This is a genomic window from Clostridium sp. 1001283B150225_161107_B6, from assembly GCF_015556325.1.
Classification (GTDB): Bacteria; Bacillota; Clostridia; order Lachnospirales; family Lachnospiraceae; genus Enterocloster.
Map to the genome: position 1 here is coordinate 299100 of NZ_JADNMD010000003.1, position 20406 is coordinate 319505.

General features: G+C 51.3%; 17 protein-coding genes and 1 other annotated feature. Of the genes, 5 read left to right on the forward strand and 12 right to left on the reverse strand.

Features of this window, described 5'->3' with window-relative positions; genetic code table 11:
- The first annotated feature begins 420 nt into the window (after positions 1-420).
- The 4 genes from I2H39_RS09845 to I2H39_RS09860 all read left to right on the forward strand — a co-directional run bounded on the left by I2H39_RS09845 (position 421) and on the right by I2H39_RS09860 (position 5091).
- Positions 421-1833 (forward strand): HAMP domain-containing sensor histidine kinase, encoded by a 1413-nt coding sequence (locus tag I2H39_RS09845; protein ID WP_195626351.1) that lies wholly within the window; start codon positions 421-423, stop codon positions 1831-1833.
- Positions 1805-2413, forward strand: a complete 609-nt coding sequence (locus I2H39_RS09850) for a response regulator (RefSeq protein WP_138310837.1) — start codon at positions 1805-1807, stop codon at positions 2411-2413. Before I2H39_RS09845 ends, I2H39_RS09850 begins: the two co-directional genes overlap by 29 nt.
- A gap of 165 nt (positions 2414-2578) precedes the next feature.
- Positions 2579-3772 carry a M20 family metallopeptidase gene (locus tag I2H39_RS09855; RefSeq protein ID WP_138310836.1) on the forward strand — a complete coding sequence of 398 codons (1194 nt, stop codon included), beginning with the start codon at positions 2579-2581 and terminating at the stop codon, positions 3770-3772.
- Complete coding sequence (locus I2H39_RS09860; RefSeq protein WP_195626352.1) at positions 3769-5091, forward strand: APC family permease; 1323 nt, start codon at positions 3769-3771, stop codon at positions 5089-5091. The genes I2H39_RS09855 and I2H39_RS09860 overlap by 4 nt, the downstream gene beginning before the upstream one ends.
- A gap of 64 nt (positions 5092-5155) precedes the next feature.
- Here I2H39_RS09860 and I2H39_RS09865 read toward each other — a convergent pair whose 3' ends face one another.
- The 7 genes from I2H39_RS09865 to I2H39_RS09895 are packed head-to-tail and all read right to left on the reverse strand — an operon-like array spanning position 5156 to position 12618.
- Positions 5156-6574: an MmgE/PrpD family protein gene (locus I2H39_RS09865; RefSeq protein WP_195626353.1), complete on the reverse strand. Its 1419-nt coding sequence runs from the start codon at positions 6572-6574 to the stop codon at positions 5156-5158.
- Positions 6575-6591: 17 nt separating this feature from the next.
- Positions 6592-7767: a helix-turn-helix domain-containing protein gene (locus I2H39_RS09870; protein WP_195626354.1), complete on the reverse strand. Its 1176-nt coding sequence runs from the start codon at positions 7765-7767 to the stop codon at positions 6592-6594.
- 49 nt (positions 7768-7816) lie between these two features.
- Positions 7817-8872: an NAD/NADP octopine/nopaline dehydrogenase family protein gene (locus I2H39_RS09875; protein WP_195626355.1), complete on the reverse strand. Its 1056-nt coding sequence runs from the start codon at positions 8870-8872 to the stop codon at positions 7817-7819.
- Between the two features lie 28 nt (positions 8873-8900).
- On the reverse strand, positions 8901-10319 hold the full coding sequence (locus I2H39_RS09880) for an amidohydrolase (protein WP_195626356.1): 1419 nt from the start codon (positions 10317-10319) through the stop codon (positions 8901-8903).
- 37 nt (positions 10320-10356) lie between these two features.
- Positions 10357-11139, reverse strand: coding sequence for a DUF108 domain-containing protein (locus I2H39_RS09885; RefSeq protein WP_195626357.1), 783 nt, complete (start codon positions 11137-11139; stop codon positions 10357-10359).
- A gap of 30 nt (positions 11140-11169) precedes the next feature.
- Positions 11170-11868, reverse strand: coding sequence for a hypothetical protein (locus tag I2H39_RS09890; protein ID WP_195626358.1), 699 nt, complete (start codon positions 11866-11868; stop codon positions 11170-11172).
- A 36-nt stretch (positions 11869-11904) separates the two neighbouring features.
- Positions 11905-12618, reverse strand: coding sequence for a DUF5058 family protein (locus I2H39_RS09895; RefSeq protein WP_195626359.1), 714 nt, complete (start codon positions 12616-12618; stop codon positions 11905-11907).
- Positions 12619-12940: 322 nt separating this feature from the next.
- Between I2H39_RS09895 and I2H39_RS09900 the strand changes: the two genes are divergently transcribed.
- A complete protein-coding gene (locus I2H39_RS09900) occupies positions 12941-13588 on the forward strand; it encodes a nuclear transport factor 2 family protein (protein ID WP_243281794.1) in 648 nt (215 codons plus the stop codon).
- A 109-nt stretch (positions 13589-13697) separates the two neighbouring features.
- Here the strand turns inward: I2H39_RS09900 and proS are convergent, their stop codons facing one another.
- From proS to I2H39_RS09925, 5 genes are all read right to left on the reverse strand, one after another.
- Positions 13698-15137, reverse strand: coding sequence for a proline--tRNA ligase (gene proS, locus I2H39_RS09905; RefSeq protein WP_195626360.1), 1440 nt, complete (start codon positions 15135-15137; stop codon positions 13698-13700).
- Positions 15138-15226: 89 nt separating this feature from the next.
- Positions 15227-15445: a binding site (T-box leader), on the reverse strand.
- Between the two features lie 115 nt (positions 15446-15560).
- Positions 15561-16682, reverse strand: a complete 1122-nt coding sequence (locus I2H39_RS09910) for an AI-2E family transporter (protein ID WP_138310832.1) — start codon at positions 16680-16682, stop codon at positions 15561-15563.
- A gap of 58 nt (positions 16683-16740) precedes the next feature.
- The gene (locus tag I2H39_RS09915; protein ID WP_178332083.1) at positions 16741-17790 is read right to left on the reverse strand and encodes a substrate-binding domain-containing protein; all 1050 of its coding nucleotides are present in this window, start codon (positions 17788-17790) and stop codon (positions 16741-16743) included.
- Between the two features lie 108 nt (positions 17791-17898).
- The gene (locus I2H39_RS09920; RefSeq protein WP_330640714.1) at positions 17899-18861 is read right to left on the reverse strand and encodes a ribose ABC transporter permease; all 963 of its coding nucleotides are present in this window, start codon (positions 18859-18861) and stop codon (positions 17899-17901) included.
- Positions 18854-20356: a sugar ABC transporter ATP-binding protein gene (locus I2H39_RS09925; RefSeq protein ID WP_138310829.1), complete on the reverse strand. Its 1503-nt coding sequence runs from the start codon at positions 20354-20356 to the stop codon at positions 18854-18856. Before I2H39_RS09925 ends, I2H39_RS09920 begins: the two co-directional genes overlap by 8 nt.
- Positions 20357-20406: the final 50 nt, after the last annotated feature.

Consider the following 20406-nt stretch of genomic DNA (forward strand, 5'->3'; position numbering starts at 1 on the left):
TATCAATTATTTCCTTTCTCTTCAATCGCAAATCCCATGTCCTGCCATTCCCATTCAGCTTTTTCAGTTCTCAGCATACCTACGGAATGCCTCATCCCCTTTTTTTGTAATTATTTTGGTCTTTCCTGCTGTACTCCCTGGCTGTGTTGTTTCATTGTTGTGTCTTATTTATGCGCTTATTAGGTTAATATATTAAGCTGTTAAGCAAATAGTATCATAGAACTTCTGATTTGGCAAGCACTTTTTAGTAAAATTTTTTTGGTCTTAGCCAATGACTCCTTTCTGAATGGTTACGCTCTGAAAGCAAAACAACCTGTTCTATCCTTGAAACTTATTCCCGAAATGCTATAATTGTATTAACGTATCATCAGACAACATTCTATGAAATGGATGCGGTACGAACCAGCGGAGGAACTGCGGATGAACAGCAAGACCGTTAACATAAGCCTGCAAACAGAATATGACAAAACCAAACTGCTCCAGGGCCTGTGTCTGGCTGCCCTTGGCATTGCGCTGCCGGGAATCCTGAAAACCACAAGCTTCTCAATCGAAAGCGCATTGGATATTTATGTGAAAACAGGGAATACATATTATCTCATGATATCCGCAGCGCAGATGGTGCTGATAAACTGCATCAGGGCGATTCCCCAATATATGGGGGCTTTTCTGATGAGTGAATCCATCCGCATGGTATACCGCGGGAAACGGTTCTTAATTTTTAATTTTCTGCTTACCTACCTGGTGCTGTTTCTTGTTTACAGGGGCATTTACTTCATCCACGGAATCCGGTTCGATTTCGGACTGACAGCGCACATCATGATTCTGTCTGTGTTCGCGCTTACATACCTGAATTTATTTTCCATCCCTCTCTCCAATAAAATCTTTGTGCTGATATCCATGCAGCTCTGTTTCCAATGGCTGGATGAAATTCCTGTTATCAGCAAATACGGCTTTGGACGCGGAAATCTGTCGTCCCTGATAAAAGAAACCGCTGTTGAACACGGAGACGGATGGACGCTCAGCTTTTATGCCGCCGCCCTGGGCTGTTCCTTTTTGTTTGCACTGCTTATCCAAATACGGCTTCTTTATAAAGAGCACCGTTTAAAAACAATGACGGAACAGAACAAACAGATGACGGAACAGCTGTATCAGGCCCAGATTGACGCACTGAAACTCAGAAGCGCCAGCGAGGTCCAGAGCCTGGTGCATGATTTAAAATCTCCGCTCACCGCCATGCAGGGCCTGATTAGTCTCTCGGAAATGATGGAATCCGACCATCAGATACGGGAATATCTGGGAAGAATCAGTGCATCCGCCGAAGGGATGAGCGGGATGATTTCAGATATTCTCTATGAAGAACACAGGGAGCTATGCCAGACAGACGAGCTGTTCCGCACCATACTGGCCCAGGCTCAGGCCGGCATACCGGGAAATATTATCAAATACCGGAACCATGCCAAAAGCGCCCTGCTTCAGGTTAACCGAATCCGTTTTTCCCGGGCAGTGATTAACATCATCCAGAATGCATACCGGGCTGTCGAGGAAAAACCGGACGGCCTTATTGATATTTCGGTCAGGGAATTACAGGGGACCGTCATTATCCGTATTTGGGATAATGGAAACGGAATACCGGAAGCAATCCAGGAGAAAATCTGGCAAAAGGGATATTCGGCAGCCGGTTCCACCGGAATTGGTCTTGATTTTGTAAAACAGGTAATTGAAAATCATGGAGGGGACATAAAGATTCAGAGCGAAGAAGGACAGTACACCAGCTTTGAAATATGGATGAAGGAGGCTGCTTTGCATGGCGAAAACAATACTGATATGGGATGATAACAAAGATATTCTCTATACCATGGAACAGATTTGCAAGTTTCAGAAATGGCGTCCTCTGCTTGCCGAAAATTCCGTGCAGGCCCAAAAATTCCTCCGGACATCCGCCATTGATCTTGTCATTGTGGATTACCATATGCCGGATATGGACGGCATCACGGCGGTAAAAACCATAAGGAAACTACTTCCCCATCTTCCCATTATTGTCCTGACCATTGAAGAACGGGAATTCGTGGCGGAAAGATTCATGGAGGCAGGGGCTGACGACTACGCCCTGAAACCCATTAAGGCCGTTGACCTGATTGCCAGAATCAAAGTCCACTTAAGCTATGCTGAGAAAAGCCAGTACTACGATAATACGGAAAAGGGAATTGGGTCAGTAACGCTGAAAAAACTGGAAGATGCAATGAGGGAATTAAAAGAATACAAAGAGATTGAAGAGCTTGAGGAAATCACGGGTATCAAAAAGAAAACCTTGTACCGCTATCTCCAGTACATGCAAAAGGAGGGACAGGTGGATGTGCAGAACAGCTACGGCAGAATGGGCAGGCCAAAGCTGGTGTATTTTCTGAAACGGTAATCCGGCGGATTTGAGCAGGGGTTGTCAGTGGTCCGAAAGGACATTTACTGGCAACCCCTGCTTTTTTGTAAGAAAAATGAGAAAAAATAGACTTGACCTGACGATAACAGTATACTTTTGCTAAAGAGTTCAAGTTGTAACAAAGAGCGTTTTAAGGAGGATAAAATGGAACTAATCGACGAAATTAAAAAGCTGGAAGAAACCATGATTGCACAGAGACGTCTGCTTCATCAGAATCCGGAACTCAGCTATCAGGAATTTCACACAACAGAGTTCTTAAAGAAAGAGCTGCTGAATTCCGGCATTGAACTGGAACCGCTCCAAATGCCCACCGGCGTTTCCGCAATTATCCGTGGTGAGCGGCCCGGCAAAACAATCTGTATCCGCCACGATATAGATGCGCTGCCTATCCAGGAAGCTACCGGTCTTTCCTTTGCCTCGGAAATGGATGGAATCAGCCATGCCTGCGGTCATGACATCCACGCAATCATAGCGCTGTACTGCGCCAAACTTTTGCAGGAAAGAAAAGACAGCCTTGCCGGCAATGTCAGAATCGTGTTCCAGCCCGCAGAAGAACCATGCGACGGCGCACAAGCCATGATAAAGGCAGGACTGATGGACCTGACACCCCCAAATGATATTGTGGTAGGGCTCCATACCCATCCCGACACACCGGCCGGAAGCATCTGCCTGAGAAAGGGCCCCATGGAGGCTGGCGTGGAACATCTGAAAATAACAATCCGCGGAAAGGGCGGTCACGGCGCCCATCCCTACCGCTGCGTGGACCCGATAATGACAGCGGCATTCCTGCTGACACAGCTCCAGGCAATCATAACCAGGGAAAATCAGGCCGTGAAACCCACTGTCCTAACATTTGGCAGCATTCACGGCGGACAGGCTTCCAACGCCATACCGGACCAGGTAACCATACTGGGAACACTTCGGACCTTTTATCCGGAATGCAGGGAACAAAATATCGAGGCCATACGCCGTATTACCCATTCTGTCTGCGAGGGCATGCGGGCGGAAGGAGAAGTGGAAATAATGGGAAGCCTGCCGCCGCTGTACAATGACGGGGAGGTGGTGGACGATATCATCCATGCAGCCCACACAGTGCTCGGTGAAGACAAAGTAGTGGAATTTGAATTTCCAAGCCCTGGTTCCGACGATTTCTCAGTCTTTTTGGAATACAGCAAAGGCGCACAGTTTTTCCTGGGTACTGCCAATGATAACCCCGGGAGCCGTCTGGGCCTTCATAACGCCTCAAACATTTTTGATGAAACATGTATAGCCGCCGGCGTAGCCGTACTCACCCAATACGTTTTAGACCGTTTATGCGAAGGAGGAAATAAATCATGAAAGAGAAAAAATGGAGTCTGGGAACAGTCATCCTCTACGGAATCAATATGGTAATCGGAAGCGGCATCTTCCTGCTGCCGGGAAATGCCTATAAAACAATGGGAGCCGGGAGTCTCCTTGCCTATGCTTTTGTTCTTGTCCTGGTGATGTCCATAGCACTGTGTTTTGCTGAATGCGGAAGCATGTTCGAGCGTTCCGGCGGCCCTTATCTGTATGCCCAGAAAACCTTTGGCTCCTTTGCCGGTTATGAAGTGGGGATTATGAAATGGATTGTAAGCATCATTGCATGGGCAACCATGGCCGTTGGATTTTCCACTGCGCTTTCAGCAGTGTTCCCATTGTTTGCAAATCCTGCTGTCCAGAAGATGACCGCTGTCGGCATCATCGCAGTCCTGAGTATCATCAATCTGTTCGGAATTAATATCATGGCCTACCTGAACAATATATCCACAGTAGCCAAACTGGTTCCCCTTGTTCTCTGCGTCACAGTGGGTATTTTCTTCATCAAAGGCTCTAATTTTATGCCGCTGTTCCCGGCCGGCCTTGGCTCCGCAGGGGTCTCCGCAACCATTATCACTGTGTTCTATGCTTTTACAGGGTTTGAAAATACAGGTCTTGCAGCGGGGGACATGGAGAATCCTGCCAAAAATGTGCCGAAAGCATTGATTTTATCCATGTCCGTTGTTTCAATTGTTTATTTCCTTATACAGTTTATCTGTATTGGAACGCTGGGAGAAAATCTATCCGGCACCTCTACCCCGGTAGCGGATGCAATGGGAATTATCCTTGGAAATAAAGGCGCTCTTTTAGTAACCGTCGGTACCCTTGTTTCCATTGCCGGAATTAACATCGGTTCTTCCTTTAATACCCCAAGATGTGCCCAGGCCCTTGCCGAGGACGGGCTTTTACCGGAATCCATTACAAAGCGGAACCGTCATAACGTACCCTATGTTTCAGTGGTTGTAACCGGAGTGCTGGCCATTCTCCTGTCCCTGAGCGGCAGCTTTACCGAACTGGCAATGATTAGCGTGGTCAGCCGGTTCAGCCAGTACATCCCCACATGCCTGGCCGTCATCTTTCTGCGGAAAAACCATCCAGAGATGAAAGCAAATTTCAGGGTTCCTTTTGGAAACGTGATTCCTGCCGTGGCAGTCATTGCCAGCATCTGGCTTTTGATTAACACGGAATTACCAAAGCTTGTGGCCGGACTTGGCGCAATGGTTGTAGTGGCTCCGCTTTATTTTTACATGAAGAACCGCAAGAAGGCCAACGCAGCCAACGAGGAAGCAAATACAGCAAGCTGCAGCTTTTCCCAGTAAATAAATGGCTGTATGCTGACAGCTAATAAAAATGGTATCGGCATGAAGCAGACAGCGGAACCCCTTACTGCTTACACAGCAGCCTGCTTATGCCCGCTATGTCCCCGCATGTCTCCAGTTCTGCCAGAGCGCCGGCAGTCTCCTCCAGCCGCGGACCGGATAACACAGGTGCAGCCTCCACCTTAAAGCGCTCCACGAATTCCTCATGGGACATCATATTTCTTGGGTGGCCGGGATGGCAGTCCATTGACGCCTCATATACCTTACCGTCCTTTGTCCGGATTGTAAGCTTCTTCATGGGGAACTCGCCCTCCTGGAAACCCTTAAAGCAGAGATTCAGATAATGTGGCTCACTGCTGCCCCCATGGATGCGACCTGCCAGTTCCAGGATTTCCGGGTCCGTCAGCTTGCTCCGGTCAAACCAGCCTGGGCCGGGTTCCGGATTCAGCAGATATGCCGCCAGCATAAACGGCGCGCTGAACTGGGCCTGGGTTAGGGAGTTGAAGCCCTCCGGAGAATAGTACATGCGCCCTGCTGTAGGCGGGTCCAGTATAATCTCCTCAATGTCCTCCGGCTTAATATCATTCTTTACCGTAATGTCATGAGCCAGCTCAATGGGGGTCTGCAGCCACATATTGGCGGGCCAGTGTTTGATAAGGACTTCCTTGGTAAGCCACCTTGTCCCCAGTTCCTTTGTATACCATTCCCGCTTTGGCTCCGGAGTCATGTGGTAGTCAAAGGTGTATGTATCGTCGAAACAATCCATATAATTATCCACCCCTGCCTTGGCCACCATAGCGGCCAGCACACCGTCCTTGGCCCGGAATCCATGCTCAAAATGATACGCGTCCGACATGGTAATGTGGTGCAGGTTGCTCTGGACCGGACAGCACAGAACACCAAACCCCAGGGCCTGATTGACCTGCTGCGCAGTCAGGCCCATCAGCTTTGCAGCCGGTACCACTGCCGCAAATATCTGCCAGGAGGTAAGGCCCCATCCCTTCATAATATCCCAGTCCCTCGGAGGCTGGACCACCATAGCAATGCGCTGGTATACCTCATAGGCCGCCACCACCGCTGTGAGGAATTCCCTGCCTGACAGATGAAGACCCTCTGCCACCGCCCACGCCACCGGAATCACGCCTGCGGATGGGTGGCCTGTCCAGGAACAGTCCTCCCAGTCCATCACATCCGCCAGGGTACCGTTGGCAAAGGCAGCGCTGGTCATACTCACCCTGCCTCCGTCGCCCCACAGGGTAGCGTATGGTTCGCCCGCGCCGCAGGCCCTGGCTATGGCAACCGCCTTATGGCTCATGGGCAGCCCATGAGCTGACAGGGAGACTCCTATGGTCTGCATGGTCAGGTGTTTTGCCCGCTCCCTCACGTCTTCGGGAATATCATCATATGTTAAATTCGTAATAAACTCAGATAATGTCTGGGTATAGTTGGTTGTTATATCCTTTGCATTTACTCGAAACCCCATGTCAATCTCCTTACTGTTTATTTCTTATATGTATACCGGAGAACCGCCAGACGCAGCAATATCATGTCGTCAATCCGGCGGATGTCAAATCCGGTCAGTTCTTTTATCTGGTTAAACCGGTACTGCAGCGTATTACGGTGCAGAAACAGTGCCTGAGCGGTTTCCGCCACATTTCCGTTGTTCGCAAAATAGCAGTCCATGGTTTCTATGAGGCTGGTACTGCCTCCCGCCAGAAGCTTTTCTATTATCTGCTCCCACAGAGCGTCCGCTGTCCTGGCATCCATACTCATGGCAGCCCGTTCCAGAAGCATGTCCTCATAACGGAACACACCGCAGACTGCTGCCGAACGGCATCCGATAGTAAGCGCCAGGCCTGCCTGCTCATAAGAAATATGATACCGGGAAACTTGGGACACCTCGGCTCCCATGCCAATGAGCAAATCCAGTCCGCACTGGCGTTTTGCATATTCACTCAGGTTTGATACGGCCCTGCATATATTGTCCTTCCGGCGGGCCGGCATCCCGTTTCCATCCCCCACCGTGATGGCTGCAATCAGCCCGTTGTTCAGTTCGCAGACCATATCCTGTCTGTGATGGAACACATCACCGGTCAGGGACAGGAGCCTGCGCATGATTGTGGTCTGGACCAGAGGCTGCTCTATATCACCTTTGGAAAAACATGGCTTAACCACCACAACGGTTCTGGGAAGGCCCATATCGAATTTATAAAAACGGCTTCTGGTATCAATCCATTTTTCATCCTGATTCTGATTCAGCAGCAATGTGGTGATGAACGAGTTCTTTTCATGCACCAGAAGGGAGAGCTGTTCCTGGGTCTTGACCCGGTCCAGCAAAAGCTTCAGCATTGTCATCACCGTCTTCATGTAGGACTGCATTTCCTCCGGCGGCCCTACCAGACCTACCAGGCCAATGCATTTTCCATTATAGATAATGCGCTCCCCATATCCCAGCATTACACCGTCCGGCACTTCCCACTGGCCGTCCGGCCCCAGCTTCTCCATGGGCTCCCGGCCGCAGATTACCTCATAAGCCGAAGGCTGGAACAGATTCAGGCGCGACGGTATGCTTGTACCTATGATGAATCCGTTGGCATCTGTAATCGTCACCTTACAGGGAAATGCCTCCTCTAATGTTTCAATGATTGGCTGTGCAATCTCATGTGTCAGCAGCATATTCCACATCCTCCCTATAAGCAGTCCCCAAGATACAGTAATTCAGTCCTTACGCTTCACAAAAATACGAAATCAATTCTTCCTTTGACAGCCGGTCCAAGGAAAGATTTTCCAGCGTCCTTCCCTGCCCGTAGTAATCCGTACCTGTGACAGCGGATAAAAGGCGAACCATACTCTCATACAGGGGGACATCTACTCCGATTCCCCTTGCAACGGAGATAAAAAAGCAGGTCAGCAGCGGCGCGTCTTCCGACACATAGCGATGCAGCAAATCTCCCGGTCCACCCATCTCACAAAAATAGTCGTAAAACGGGTCATGGTTCTGTATTCCCTCAAACATTCCCCTGACGGAAGGCGCGGGCTGGAACCCAAACACGTCGAACACAGACTTTTTCTCCTCCCAGAGCTGTTCCAGAAGATTAATGACCCCCGGGCTTATACCATCCCTGAACAGGTTAAACGAACCTTCGCTGTTTTCAATGGCAGCAATGTTGAGGATTGTACCGGCAATATGGCAAATCAGGTTTGGCCCGTTAAACGCCGCGTATAAGATGCTCTTCACCGGGCTGAAATCCCACACCTCTCCAAATGCTTCAGCCAGTCTGTCCGTATTCTCCGGCGGAAACGCCGCAATTGCCTTTGGACCCAGGGGAAGTCCTATGGTGGCTATCCGGTCCTCCGACAAACGGCAGGGGAAGAAATTGCCTCCCACCTCCCCCACCAGAATCCCCTTTTTTCCATACTGTTCAAACACACGATGGTAAATCATCGACCCGCAGTTTCCGGCGCTGAGAAGAACCGGTTTTTCCGGTGTCACAAAGGGCGCCAGCATCTGCGCCACTTCCTCATCCCTGTTGGATATGGTGCAGCAGATAATCAGCTCTGCACGCTCCAGCGCTTTAGCCACATTGGTGGTAATACATCTGGGCGTTCCCTCTCCCGTTACAGTACCTCTGATTTTGATTGTACCATAGCGCGCACTCTTTTCCAAGACATCTGTGTAGGCGGAGCTGTCCGTCAGGTATACCTCATGACCGTTCATGGACAGGACGGCCGCCAGCGCATGACCGGTGCTTCCGGCTCCCACAATGGTAATCTTTTTCATAATGTTTCCTTTCTGACTCTATGCAGCTTCATTCAATGGTTGTCAGCGCCTGATTGGCTGCCGCTTCCTCAGCAGGCGGCACATACCGGAATCCGTCCAGGGATTCCCTGAATTCCTTTTGGGCGCGCTCCACAGTCCCCGGGTCTGATAACAGGTCCGCAAGGGCTCCTGCCATCACCTTGGAGGCGAACACCATGGCGTTCATTCCAATCCCCGACCCGGATGCAGCACTTGCATACCAACTGTGGGGAGGGCATCCCAAGGGCCATGTAGCCACGTTGAACTGTGCAAAGGGAGCAATATAGCTGACATCTCCTGCATCGGTGGAGGCTGCCTTCACAGTCCCCTTATCCCTTATGGAATATACGCCCGGCTCCAGGTATGACCCCTTTGGTATCTGGCCGGGTTCCGTAAAAAGAGCTGCCCCCACTCTTTTTCTCTGTTCTTCCGTAAAATCCCTGCCCAGTTCACGGGCAAAGGCATAGTCTTCCTCCGTAAAACCAATGGCCCCCACTGCCTGCAGATTCTCATCCAGGACCTGGCTCAGCACCTCGTTGGGCATGACATCGTAACAGCCTGACTGGAAATCCGGTATTACCTTTGTCTCTGTCATCAGGGCTGCACCGGCAGCTATCTTATACAGGCGCCTGGTGATATCCTGCACTTCATTCCGCCTGGGAGCGCGCACAATATACCAGACCTCTGCATCCTCAGGCACCGTATTGGGCGACATGCCTCCGTTGGTAATGCAGTAGTGAAGTCTTGCCTTGTCATTTATGTGTTCCCTCAGATAATTGGCGCCCACATTCATAAGCTCCACTGCATCCAATGCGCTCCTCCCTGCTTCTGGTGCAGTGGCTGCGTGGGAGGATTTTCCCTTAAAACGGAACTTAATGGAATTGGTGGCTAAATAGGCTGAGCGCGCAACCACGTTCAGCTGGGACGGGTGCCAGCCCAGCGCCGCATCCAGGTCCTCAAACAGGCCCTGGCGCGCCATCTCCACCTTACCCACGGTAATCTCCTCTGCCGGGCAGGCATAGTAGCGCAGGGTCCCCTTTAATCCGTCCGTTTCCATTGCCTCCCTGACAGCAGCAGCAGACCCCAGCATGCTGGTGCATATCATGTTGTGGCCGCATCCATGGCCGTTTTCCGTGCATTCCCGTTTTTTCTTATCCGCCTGGACCTTCTGCGAAAGCCCGGGAAGGGCATCATACTCGCTCAGGATGCCGATTACCGGTCTGCCTTCACCGCACTCCGCAATAAATGCAGTGGGAAGTCCCGGCACTTCCTTTATCCGGAAACCGGCCTGCTCCAGATAGTCCTTCAGCAGGGCACTGGAACGCTCCTCATTGAGCGCTGTCTCTGCATATTCCCAGATTTGTCTGCATATGCCCTTCAGCTCTTCTGCCCTTTCATCAATACGGGAAAATAATTTCTCTTTATCCATGTTTCAAACCTCCGGTTATACAATCTGTACTTATCTTTTAAAAACTGATGGGAGAAGTAAGTCTCTTAAGCAGGGCCAGTGCGCTCCAGGCCGCCATCACAGGCCCCTGAACCGGATGGCCGTCACAGCCCTGCTGAAAATACAGTTCGGCCTTTCCAAAATCCCCCTTCATATGAATAGCAAACCCTGTATACTCATCCGGCGCCACCGGCTCAATGACCAGCTGGGTCTGTTTAAAATCCCCGCAGGCCAGTCCCACGGCTATACCAATATTCAGGTGTCCGGGAGACATCCGGTAGGCCTCCTCCACACTTGCCTGATAATGGTCCGGCAGCTCCGTAAGGCCGGCCGGGCATTTGGGACTGTCCGACGGCTGCTTGCGGCTGACCAGAACTGTCTCAGCCTGGCCGTACATGGCGGCGGCCGTCATAAAGTCAAATCCTCCCAATACCCCGGAGGCCAGATGTACCTTCGTGCCATGCTGCACTGCCGCCGCTGCTGCCTGCTGCCTGAATGCATGGTCATAAAATGCCCCCACAGACAGGCATATGAGCTCTGCACCTCCTGACAGCACGGCCAGAGCGCATGCCTTCACCGCATCCGCTGTGGCTGCCTCCACCACATAATCCGGGTTAAGGGCCATCAGCTCCTCTATACCGGTGCATGCCTTACACTGGAATTTACCGGCAGCCTTCTCCGCAGCCATACCATTGCCATCCATCACACCGGCAAGCTGGCATCCCTCAACCTTTCCGGAATACAAACCGTCCGCAATGATTTGTCCCAGCCGTCCGCAGCCAAGAACACATACTCTCCTCATAATTCATCCTTTCTGATTTTGCTGTCTTTCCTATGCTTCCTTCTGCTGCTTTTTTAAGAGCGTTGCAAATCCCAGGGCAATGGTTCCGAAAATTGATACAATCATTACAACCGGTGTCCTGGCCACCTTGGGCATGAAATTCAAAAGCCCCATGGAGTTGCCGAATGTCATGAATACAGCCAGGGGCACGCCGATGGCAGCCAGTTTGGGACTTTTGATGATATTGTTGGCCAGCAGGGAGCCAAACAGTGCAGGAAGCAGGTAATTGAGCAGTCCCTTGATTTCCTCCGGCAGCGAATTAATTACCTGGGTGCCGCAGACAACCGTGAGTGTCAGGAGCACCAGATTTACCACCACGGAAACCGCCACGCCTATGGTGGAGATACATACCCCCTCTTCCGACCCGTTCTTCACGCCTGCAGCCTCCTGTGCTACCAGTGATGCCGGCAGACGCATGTTTGACATACTGCCGCACAAGCAGCCCATATAAGTGCCGGCAGCTCCCAGAGATGGGTAATAGGAAATAGGCTCAGCAAACCATCCCACGCAAAGGGAGGAAACACGGATAACCAGCGCCACTCCCACTGCCCCCCAGAGAGGGTGGTGGCCCATAATGGACAGGACAATGCATGGGATGAACAGAAATACAGCTCCGATAATATTGGTCAGACGCCCCCATTTTACAACATAGGGCGTATAGTCAGTCTTAAAGAAATCTTGATGGCCCATAATATACCTCCATATTTTCAAATATCAGTTGACTCATTACAGATACAGGTAGGCTGCGGTACATACCACTCCTACCACCATGGAAATCGTCATTCCCCATTGGGGCATCCACTTATTCGGATGCTTTTTATTGTAGAGAGTAAAAAATGCCTGTACGGCTCCTGCTGAAAACAGAGCCAGCACTGCTCCTGAACTGCTGGATGCACTGATGCACTGGTTTGTGGCAAGATAGGAATATACACCAATGATGGAACCCGTGGTGATGATTCCCAGTTTTACGGCATTTCCCTTTGCCACAAAACGGTTCAGTTTATCCATCTTATCTGTGAACAATGCGCCTACCAGAATCCATCCCAGACATCCAATGGACATAACCCACAGACAGTTGCAAAAAATGTTCATATTCATTCCCTCGCCGCCCAGGGTGGCACCGGCACTGGTAGCCGCCACCTGTGCGCTGACCAGCTCATAGCTTACATTTCCAACAAATGAAAGGCGCATCCATGCCACCGGCCCTCCCATTGCCACAATCAGGGCAACACAGCCAATGGCCGATACCACTGCCGGTCCAAGGCTGGCCACCGCCGACGCGGCTGTGGCCCGTTTAAACTGCTGGCTGGTAATGCCAAGCTTCTTTCCTGTAGATATGGACTTCTTTGTGAAAATCACTGCCTGAAATACTGTTAAAAGTACTGCCGGAAGAACCGCCACCCACATAATCCAGCTGTTCGCAAGCTCTAAATACTCCATAAAACCAATACCTCCTACTCGTTTGTACATTTACCTGCATGTTCTTTTTTAACATACCCCTGGTTCCGCCGGCCGTGTCGGAACCGTTCATGTTGCATTTATTATAGCCCTGCATCAGGCTGCAAACAATGTCCGGCCGACCAAAAAGGATTTTAAGGTTAAACTAATAATCTGTTCCAATGAACAAATACCTTATTTGTCCCCCCTGCCCCTTTCGTTGTTTAGAACAGTTTTTCGTCACTTGTTTTGCTATGATTTTAGTCATACGACCATAGCTTTTCACTTTTATATACGGTAGAATAACGTTATGCCAATCAAATACATGAATGAGGTGAAGTATATGGGAATGTTCTACGAATGCCCGATGGGTAAGAATACGCCGGAGGATGTGACAGATAAGTTCAATCTCCGGGAACTGGTGGAATTTGAGCGCTATTGCCGTGATTATATGCTGTGGGACCAGCTGCGCACCTGTTATCACGATGACGCCCGCATTGTCGTTTCCTGGATGGAAGGAACCATAGATGAATTCATCGAAGGTTCCAGACATCTGGTCACCACAAAGGCCCCTGCAAAGCATAAGATTTTTGATACCCTGGTATGGAAACATGGCAGCCGCGCCATTGTGGAATGCATCACCGCCATCCAAATCCGCTGCGAGCTGGACCATGACCTGGTGGACCTGTCCACCCATACGCGTCTCCACTACCGGGCAGAGAAACGCAACGGGATATGGAAACTTCTCACCATGGACGCCATCTATGAGAAGGATACTATGAAATCCGCCTTTACACATGGTTCCTTCTGCGCCAGCCGGGAGGAATTGTCCCAGTACCGTCCCACCTATGCCAATATGATGCTCCGTCAGGTCAAATACGGCGGACATCCCAACGGGGACCTGGCCGGGGAAGACCGGCCGGAAACCATTGCCCGGTTATATGAAGCCAGCAGCAGATGGCTGGGGGTATAAACCCGCAGGAACGCCTTTCCGGATGTTTCCTCTCCAGGTATTTCTTTTCCGTGCATAAAAAAACGGCAGATACAGGTCTGGTCCTGCATCTGCCATTTCTATATATTTTTTAGTACGCCTTGCCCCAATAAACCATTTTCTTCGCCGGTTTCCCGCAGCAGACACATGTGTCGGACAGCTTCTCCTGCTCAAAGGGGATGCATCTGGATGTGGCGCCGGCCACTTCCTTGATTTTTTCCTCGCACTCCAGGCAGCCGCACCACATGGCTTTTACAAAGCCGGGCTTATTGTTGACGGTATCCACAAATTCATCCCATCCGGCTGCTGTATAGGTGTGGGCATCCCTGTGCTTTCTTGCCTTCTCCAGCATGGAGTCATGGATGGTATCCAGCATTTCGCCTGCTCTTGACTCCAGCTCATCCAGGCATACAAAGCTCTTCTCATGGTTATCCCTGCGCACCAGCACGGCCTGGTTCTTCTCTATATCCTTTGGTCCTATCTCCACGCGGAGGGGTACGCCGCGCATCTCACAGTCAGCAAACTTCCAGCCCGGACTCTTGTCCGTATCATCCACCTTTACGGCAAATCCTGCCTTGGTAAGACGCTCCTTCAGCTGGTATGCCTTATCCAGCACGCCCTCCTTCTGCTGCTGCACCGGAACAACCATAATCTGGACCGGAGCGATTCTCGGAGGAAGCACCAGGCCGTTGTCATCGCCGTGCACCATGATGATGGCGCCGATGATACGGGTGCTCACGCCCCAGGAAGTCTGGTGTACATACTTTAATGTATTGTCCTTGTCCGTAAACTGGATGTCAAATGCCTTTGCAAACCCGTCTCCGAAGTTATGGCTGGTACCTGACTGCAGGGCCTTTCCGTCGTGCATCAGGGATTCGATGGTGTAGGTTGCCTCTGCTCCGGCAAACTTTTCCTTATCCGTCTTCTGGCCCTTGATAACAGGAATGGCCAGCACTTCCTCGCAGAAGTCAGCGTACAGGTTCAGCATCTGGATTGTCCTGGCCTCAGCTTCCTCAGCTGATGCATGGGCTGTATGACCTTCCTGCCACAGGAATTCCCTGGAGCGGAGGAAGGGACGCGTGGTCTTCTCCCAGCGCACAACCGAACACCACTGGTTATAGACCCTGGGAAGGTCGCGGTAGGAGTGGATGTCCTTTGCATAAAAATCGCAGAACAGTGTCTCAGAAGTAGGCCGGACGCACATGCGCTCCTGCAGTTCCTCCAGTCCTCCATGGGTTACCCACGCCACCTCAGGGGCAAATCCCTCCACATGGTCCTTTTCCTTCTCCAACAGGCTCTCGGGTATGAAGATAGGCATGTAGACATTCTGCACCCCTGTCTCCTTAAACCTTCTGTCCATCTCCTTCTGGATGTTCTCCCAGATTGCGTAGCCGGCCGGCTTAATCACCATGCATCCCTTGACGCTGGCATAATCGCACAGCTCCGCCTTCTTTACCACATCCGTATACCACTGGGCGAAATCCTCATCCATGGATGTGATGGCCTCTACCATTTTCTTGTTGTCTGCCATGATTCTTCTCCTTTTCGTTATTTACATTGACCCTTGCATATCTAACATTATGAAACTAAAAAAGCCACCCTGTCCCCTGCGCTCTATGCACAAGGGACCGAATGACTCGGCGGTACCACCCTCATTAACCTCAGGGCCCTGTCCGCCCTCATGGTTCTCTCATAATCCGTTAACGCCGGACATACGCTGCATTCATCATGCAGGACTCCAGGGTGGGTTCAGCATCTGCCAACCGTAAGGACCTCTCACCTTCGGTCCTCTCTCTGTGACGTGCAATCACGCTTACTGTTCCCTTTCCATGTCATTTCTATGAATTGGTCATCTCTTTATGTAAGAATGATTTTACGTCAGTTTTGGGACTTTGTCAACCACAGAATCGCCATATGACGCTTCTGTGGCAGACAAATCATTCCTTGTATCCCCCTATGTCTCCATCTCTTCCTCTTTCGTCCATGCCTCCACCATATCCTCAATCAGCAGCAGCCCCAAAGGCCCCAGTATGAACCCAAAAAATCCAAACAGTTCCAGCCCCACATACACGGACGCCAATGTCTCAAGAGGAGACAGACCCACCTGGCCGCCCATCATACGCACCTCCAGAATCTGACGCACGAAGTAGCACACCAGGTAAAGGGCCGTGAGAATCAGTGCCTGTTTCCAGTCCCCCACGGCCAGCTTAAGGACCGCCCAGGGTATAAGCACCGTACCGGTCCCAAAGATGGGAAGGGCATCCAGTATGCCGATTCCGATGCCTGCCATGATATAATAGGGATTCCGCAGCAGGAACATTCCCCCGATGCACAGTCCCGTTGTTATGAACAGAATAATTCCCTGGCTCCTGAACCAGGCTTTCCCTGTCTGTACCAGGCGGCTTCCAATCATATTGAATTCCTTGCGGAAGGCGGACTGGTCCCGGCGGTCCCGCAGGTCCTCCATTTCCTGAAGGCTTAATATGGCTGCCAGGAACACCACAAGGCTTACAATGGCTCCTTTTGCCAGGCAGCTGATTACAGACATGGAGTTGGCCATGAGAAAGGGCATGGCGGCTGTTTTGCATGTATCTACCATATGATAGAGCATGTCCCCTGCCATGTCCGCCACACAGCCGGCCCTCAGCCCCATGGCATGTTCCATCCTGTGGCAGTTTCCTGTGAGCCACACATCAAACTGTTCCAGCCACACAGGCAGCTGTACCATAAGCAGCTTGCCCTCTGCGCACAGCTTCAGGGCGCCTCTGTAAAGCACTGCTCCCAGGACGGACAGCACTGCCAGAAATTCCACGCCGCCGATGACGCCGATGGGCATATGATGCCGTTTTCCCCTTACCGTTATTTTCATGCGGTAGGACAGAAACCTGGCCGAAGGCCGCAGCAGCAGGGCCAGGATATAACCCACGAAAAAAGGAGCCACGAGGGGCAGCAGGTATTTAAATCCTGCATACACCGCTCCCGTGGTTCCTGTTATAATTAGTAATTTCTTCAGTTTCTTACCGGGTTTTTCCATGGACTCACCTGTTTCTGATTCGTACTTCCTTTGTACCCTCATAGTATGAGCCGATGGCCTGAAATTATTCTGTTTCCTGTGTGCAAGAACTGCCGGTAAATTATTCCTTTGTTACCAGGCTGTCCACTGTATCCTGTGTCACCAGCTGGTTGTCCAGGATTACATAAGGCTCGACCTGCTTGCCTTCCAGATAATCATAGGCAGTGTTCAGGATGGCTTTGCCCAGGAAGAACGGCGGCTCTGCGATGGTAGCGTCAACCTTGCCGGCCTTCATTGCATCCAGGGTATCATCGATGGCGTCACAGCCGATTTTTACGATTTCATCGGTTCTTCCGGCTGCTTCCATTGCCTCCAGCGCTCCTAACAGCATTTCGTCATTTGCAGCGTAAAGTCCGTCGATTTCCGGATTAGCCTGAAGAATATTCTCCATAACGCTCATGCCCTTGGCCCTGTCAAAATCAGCTACCTGGCAGGCTACGATTTCCATATCAGGATTGTCCTTCATGACTTCGTTAAAGCCCTGGGAACGGTTCTGCGCAACATTGGTTCCCATAATGCCCTGAATCTCAACAATTTTGCCCTTTCCGCCTAATGTGTCAACCAGGTACTGTCCAGCCATACGGCCCGACTTGATAGCGTCATAGCCAATATGTGAAATGACCTCGCCGCCATTGGCCTCGCGGTCCATGGTGAATACCGGAATCCCCGCCTCATTGCATGCCTCGATGGAGGACACGATGGCGTCGGAATCACAGGTATCGATGATGATGGCGTCCGGTTTTTTTGTAATCAGGTTTTCCACGTCCTTCATCTGGATGGTGGGGTCGTCCTGCGCATCGGTAATGTAGAGCTCAATTCCATGCTCGTCCGCAGCCTTCTGGACTCCGTCCTTTACATCCACGAAGAATGGGTTGGTCTGCGTGTTCATGGCAAGGCCAATCACATATTTCTTTCCGCTTCCCTCTTCTGAGCCGGTTTTCTCCGCCTCGGAAGCAGGCTCCTTGGCCTCATCCTTTGCCTCGTCCTTTGCTGCCTCAGTCGCTGCGGCTGCGGCCGCTGCGGTGGTGTCCCCTGAACCCGAGCTGCATCCAGCCATCAGTGAGCACGCCATTGCCATTGCCAGTACAGTTGCCCCAATTTGTTTCCTCATAATACATTCTCCTTTTCTTTTATGAAATTTGCATAACAGCCCGCCGCACCATGGGCGGTATGGCAGGCCATAGGTACCATATTCTCTGCGCCCGGTTCCGGGCATGTTCTATTCTGCCTTGGCAGACAAATCCTTCACCTTCTTGTCCACCAGGACTGCAATCAGTATGACAGCGCCCTTCACAATGTTGGTGGCATGGGGATTTACGTTCATAAGTGTCAGGATATTATCAATAATACCCATAATCATGGCGCCCACCACGGTGGGGAGCACAAAGCCCACGCCGCCGCTTAAGGATGTGCCGCCCAGGATAACGGCCGCAATGGCGTCCATCTCAATGCCGGTGCCGCTGGTGGACTGGGCAGAACCCAGTCTGGCCGTCAAAATCACGCCTGCGATTCCGCACATAAGCCCATTGAGCGTATAAGCCATCCACTCCGTGAAGCGGACGGAAATACCGGACAGGCGCGCGGCCTCCCGATTGCCCCCAAAGGCATAGATGCTGCGGCCGTAGCTGGTCTGTGTCAGCACATAGTGGGCAATGAGGAAGAGGATGATAAGGATGATGACAGGTACCGGCACCCCGGCAACTGTACCCTTGCCAAAAAATTTGTAGGCATCCACCTTAATGGGAATGGGGGAGCCTTTTGTATAAACGAGGATGCATCCGCGCAGGAGGGTCATCATGCCCAGGGTGGAGATAAAGGGAGGAATCTCACACACTGCCACAAAAAAACCATTTACAGCGCCGCATCCTATGCCTACAGCCAGAGCCACCACAATGGCCGCGCCCGCATTGCCCGTGGATTCCAGGATGCCGGAGGCCAGAACGCCTGCCAGGCCCAGGATGGAGCCCACGGAAAGGTCGATTCCTCCGGTGAGGATGACAAAGGTCATGCCGCATCCCACAATACCGGCCACTGTAATCTGCTTAAACACGTTAAACAGGTTGGCCACGCTTAAAAAGCTGGGGGACAATATGGTTGCAAATACGCAGATTACCAGTAAAATCAGTACGGAACGGTAAATATTGAGCTGGCCGATACATTTTTTCTTATTTATATTATTCATTTTCGCTGACACCTCCGGATGCATGGGCTAAAATAATTTCCTGATTCATTTCTGACTTGGGTATTTCCAGGACCGTACGGCCTTCCCTCATGATGACCACCCGGTCGCTCATTCCAATGACCTCGGGCAGGTCCGTGGAAATCAGTATAATGCTTTTTCCGGCCCTGGTCAGCTCATCCATGATTTGATAGATTTCCGCCTTGGCCCCCACATCCACGCCGCGGGTGGGCTCGTCCAGAATCAGAATGGACGGGTTGGCCTCCAGCACCTTGGCAAATACCACCTTCTGCTGGTTGCCGCCGCTGAGTTTACCTGCCAGCTGCTGCAGGCTGCTGATTTTAATGTTGAGCCTCCTGACCTGCGCGTCAATCTGTTTTGTCTCCAGCTTCTTATCCAGATGAATGAAATGGGTTATCTTGTCCAGGGATGACAGGGAAACATTCTCCCTGATATTGCGTATGAGCACCAGCCCTTCCTGCTTCCTGTCATCGGACACAAATCCGATTCCTGCCTTCAACGCTTTCTTTGGGCTGGAGCAGTCCTTCTTTTCCCCGTTTATGTAAATCTCTCCGGACTCCATGGGAAGCGCCCCGTACACGATTTTAGACAGCTCTATGGTGCCTGAGCCCAGAAGTCCGGCCACTCCCAGTATTTCGCCCCTGCGGAGGCTGAGGTTCACGTTGCGGACGCCTTTGCCGCAGATATCCTTAAGCTCCAGCACAGTTTCATCCTGCCTGTAATCCCTCTCAGGGTACAGGTTGGTAACACTGCGGCCCACCATCATGGAAACCACCTCGTCATAGTTGGTGTCCTTTATATCCTTGGTCGCTATGTATTTTCCATCCCTGAACACGGTCAGGCGGTCTGAAATCTCGAAAATCTCATCCATTCGGTGGGAGATATACAGAATGGAAATCCCCTTCTCCTTAAGCTCCGCTATGATTTTAAACAGGATACGGATTTCCTCATCTGTCAGGGCAGCCGTGGGCTCGTCCATGATGATGACCTTGGCGCCTATGGTCAGGCACTTTGCGATTTCCGTCATCTGGGATTCAGCCACAGACAGGTTGCGCACCTTGGTGCGGCAGTCAAACTTAAGACCCAGACGGTCCAGCTCCTCCTGGGCGTCCTTGTACAGCTTCTTCCAGTCCACTGCGCCGTAGGAAGTTTTCGGAAGCCTTCCCAAATACATATTCTCCGCCACGGACAGGTCCCGCACCATGTTGAATTCCTGGTATATCATGGCGATTCCCTTGCGCTCCGCATCCTTGGTGGAGTGGAACACCACTTCCTCCCCATTGACATACATGTGTCCGGAAGTATATCCCTGAGCTCCTGCTATGATTTTCATCAGGGTGGATTTGCCTGCGCCGTTCTCACCGCACAGGGCGTGCACCTCGCCCCTCCTCACATCCAGATGGACTCCGTCCAGGGCTTTTACACCCGGAAATGTCTTCACAATTGAATCCATCTGCAATACTAATTTTTCTTCCATGTTACCCCTCCCTTGCTGCTAAGAGTTCCTGAGAGCACCCCTTTTACCAG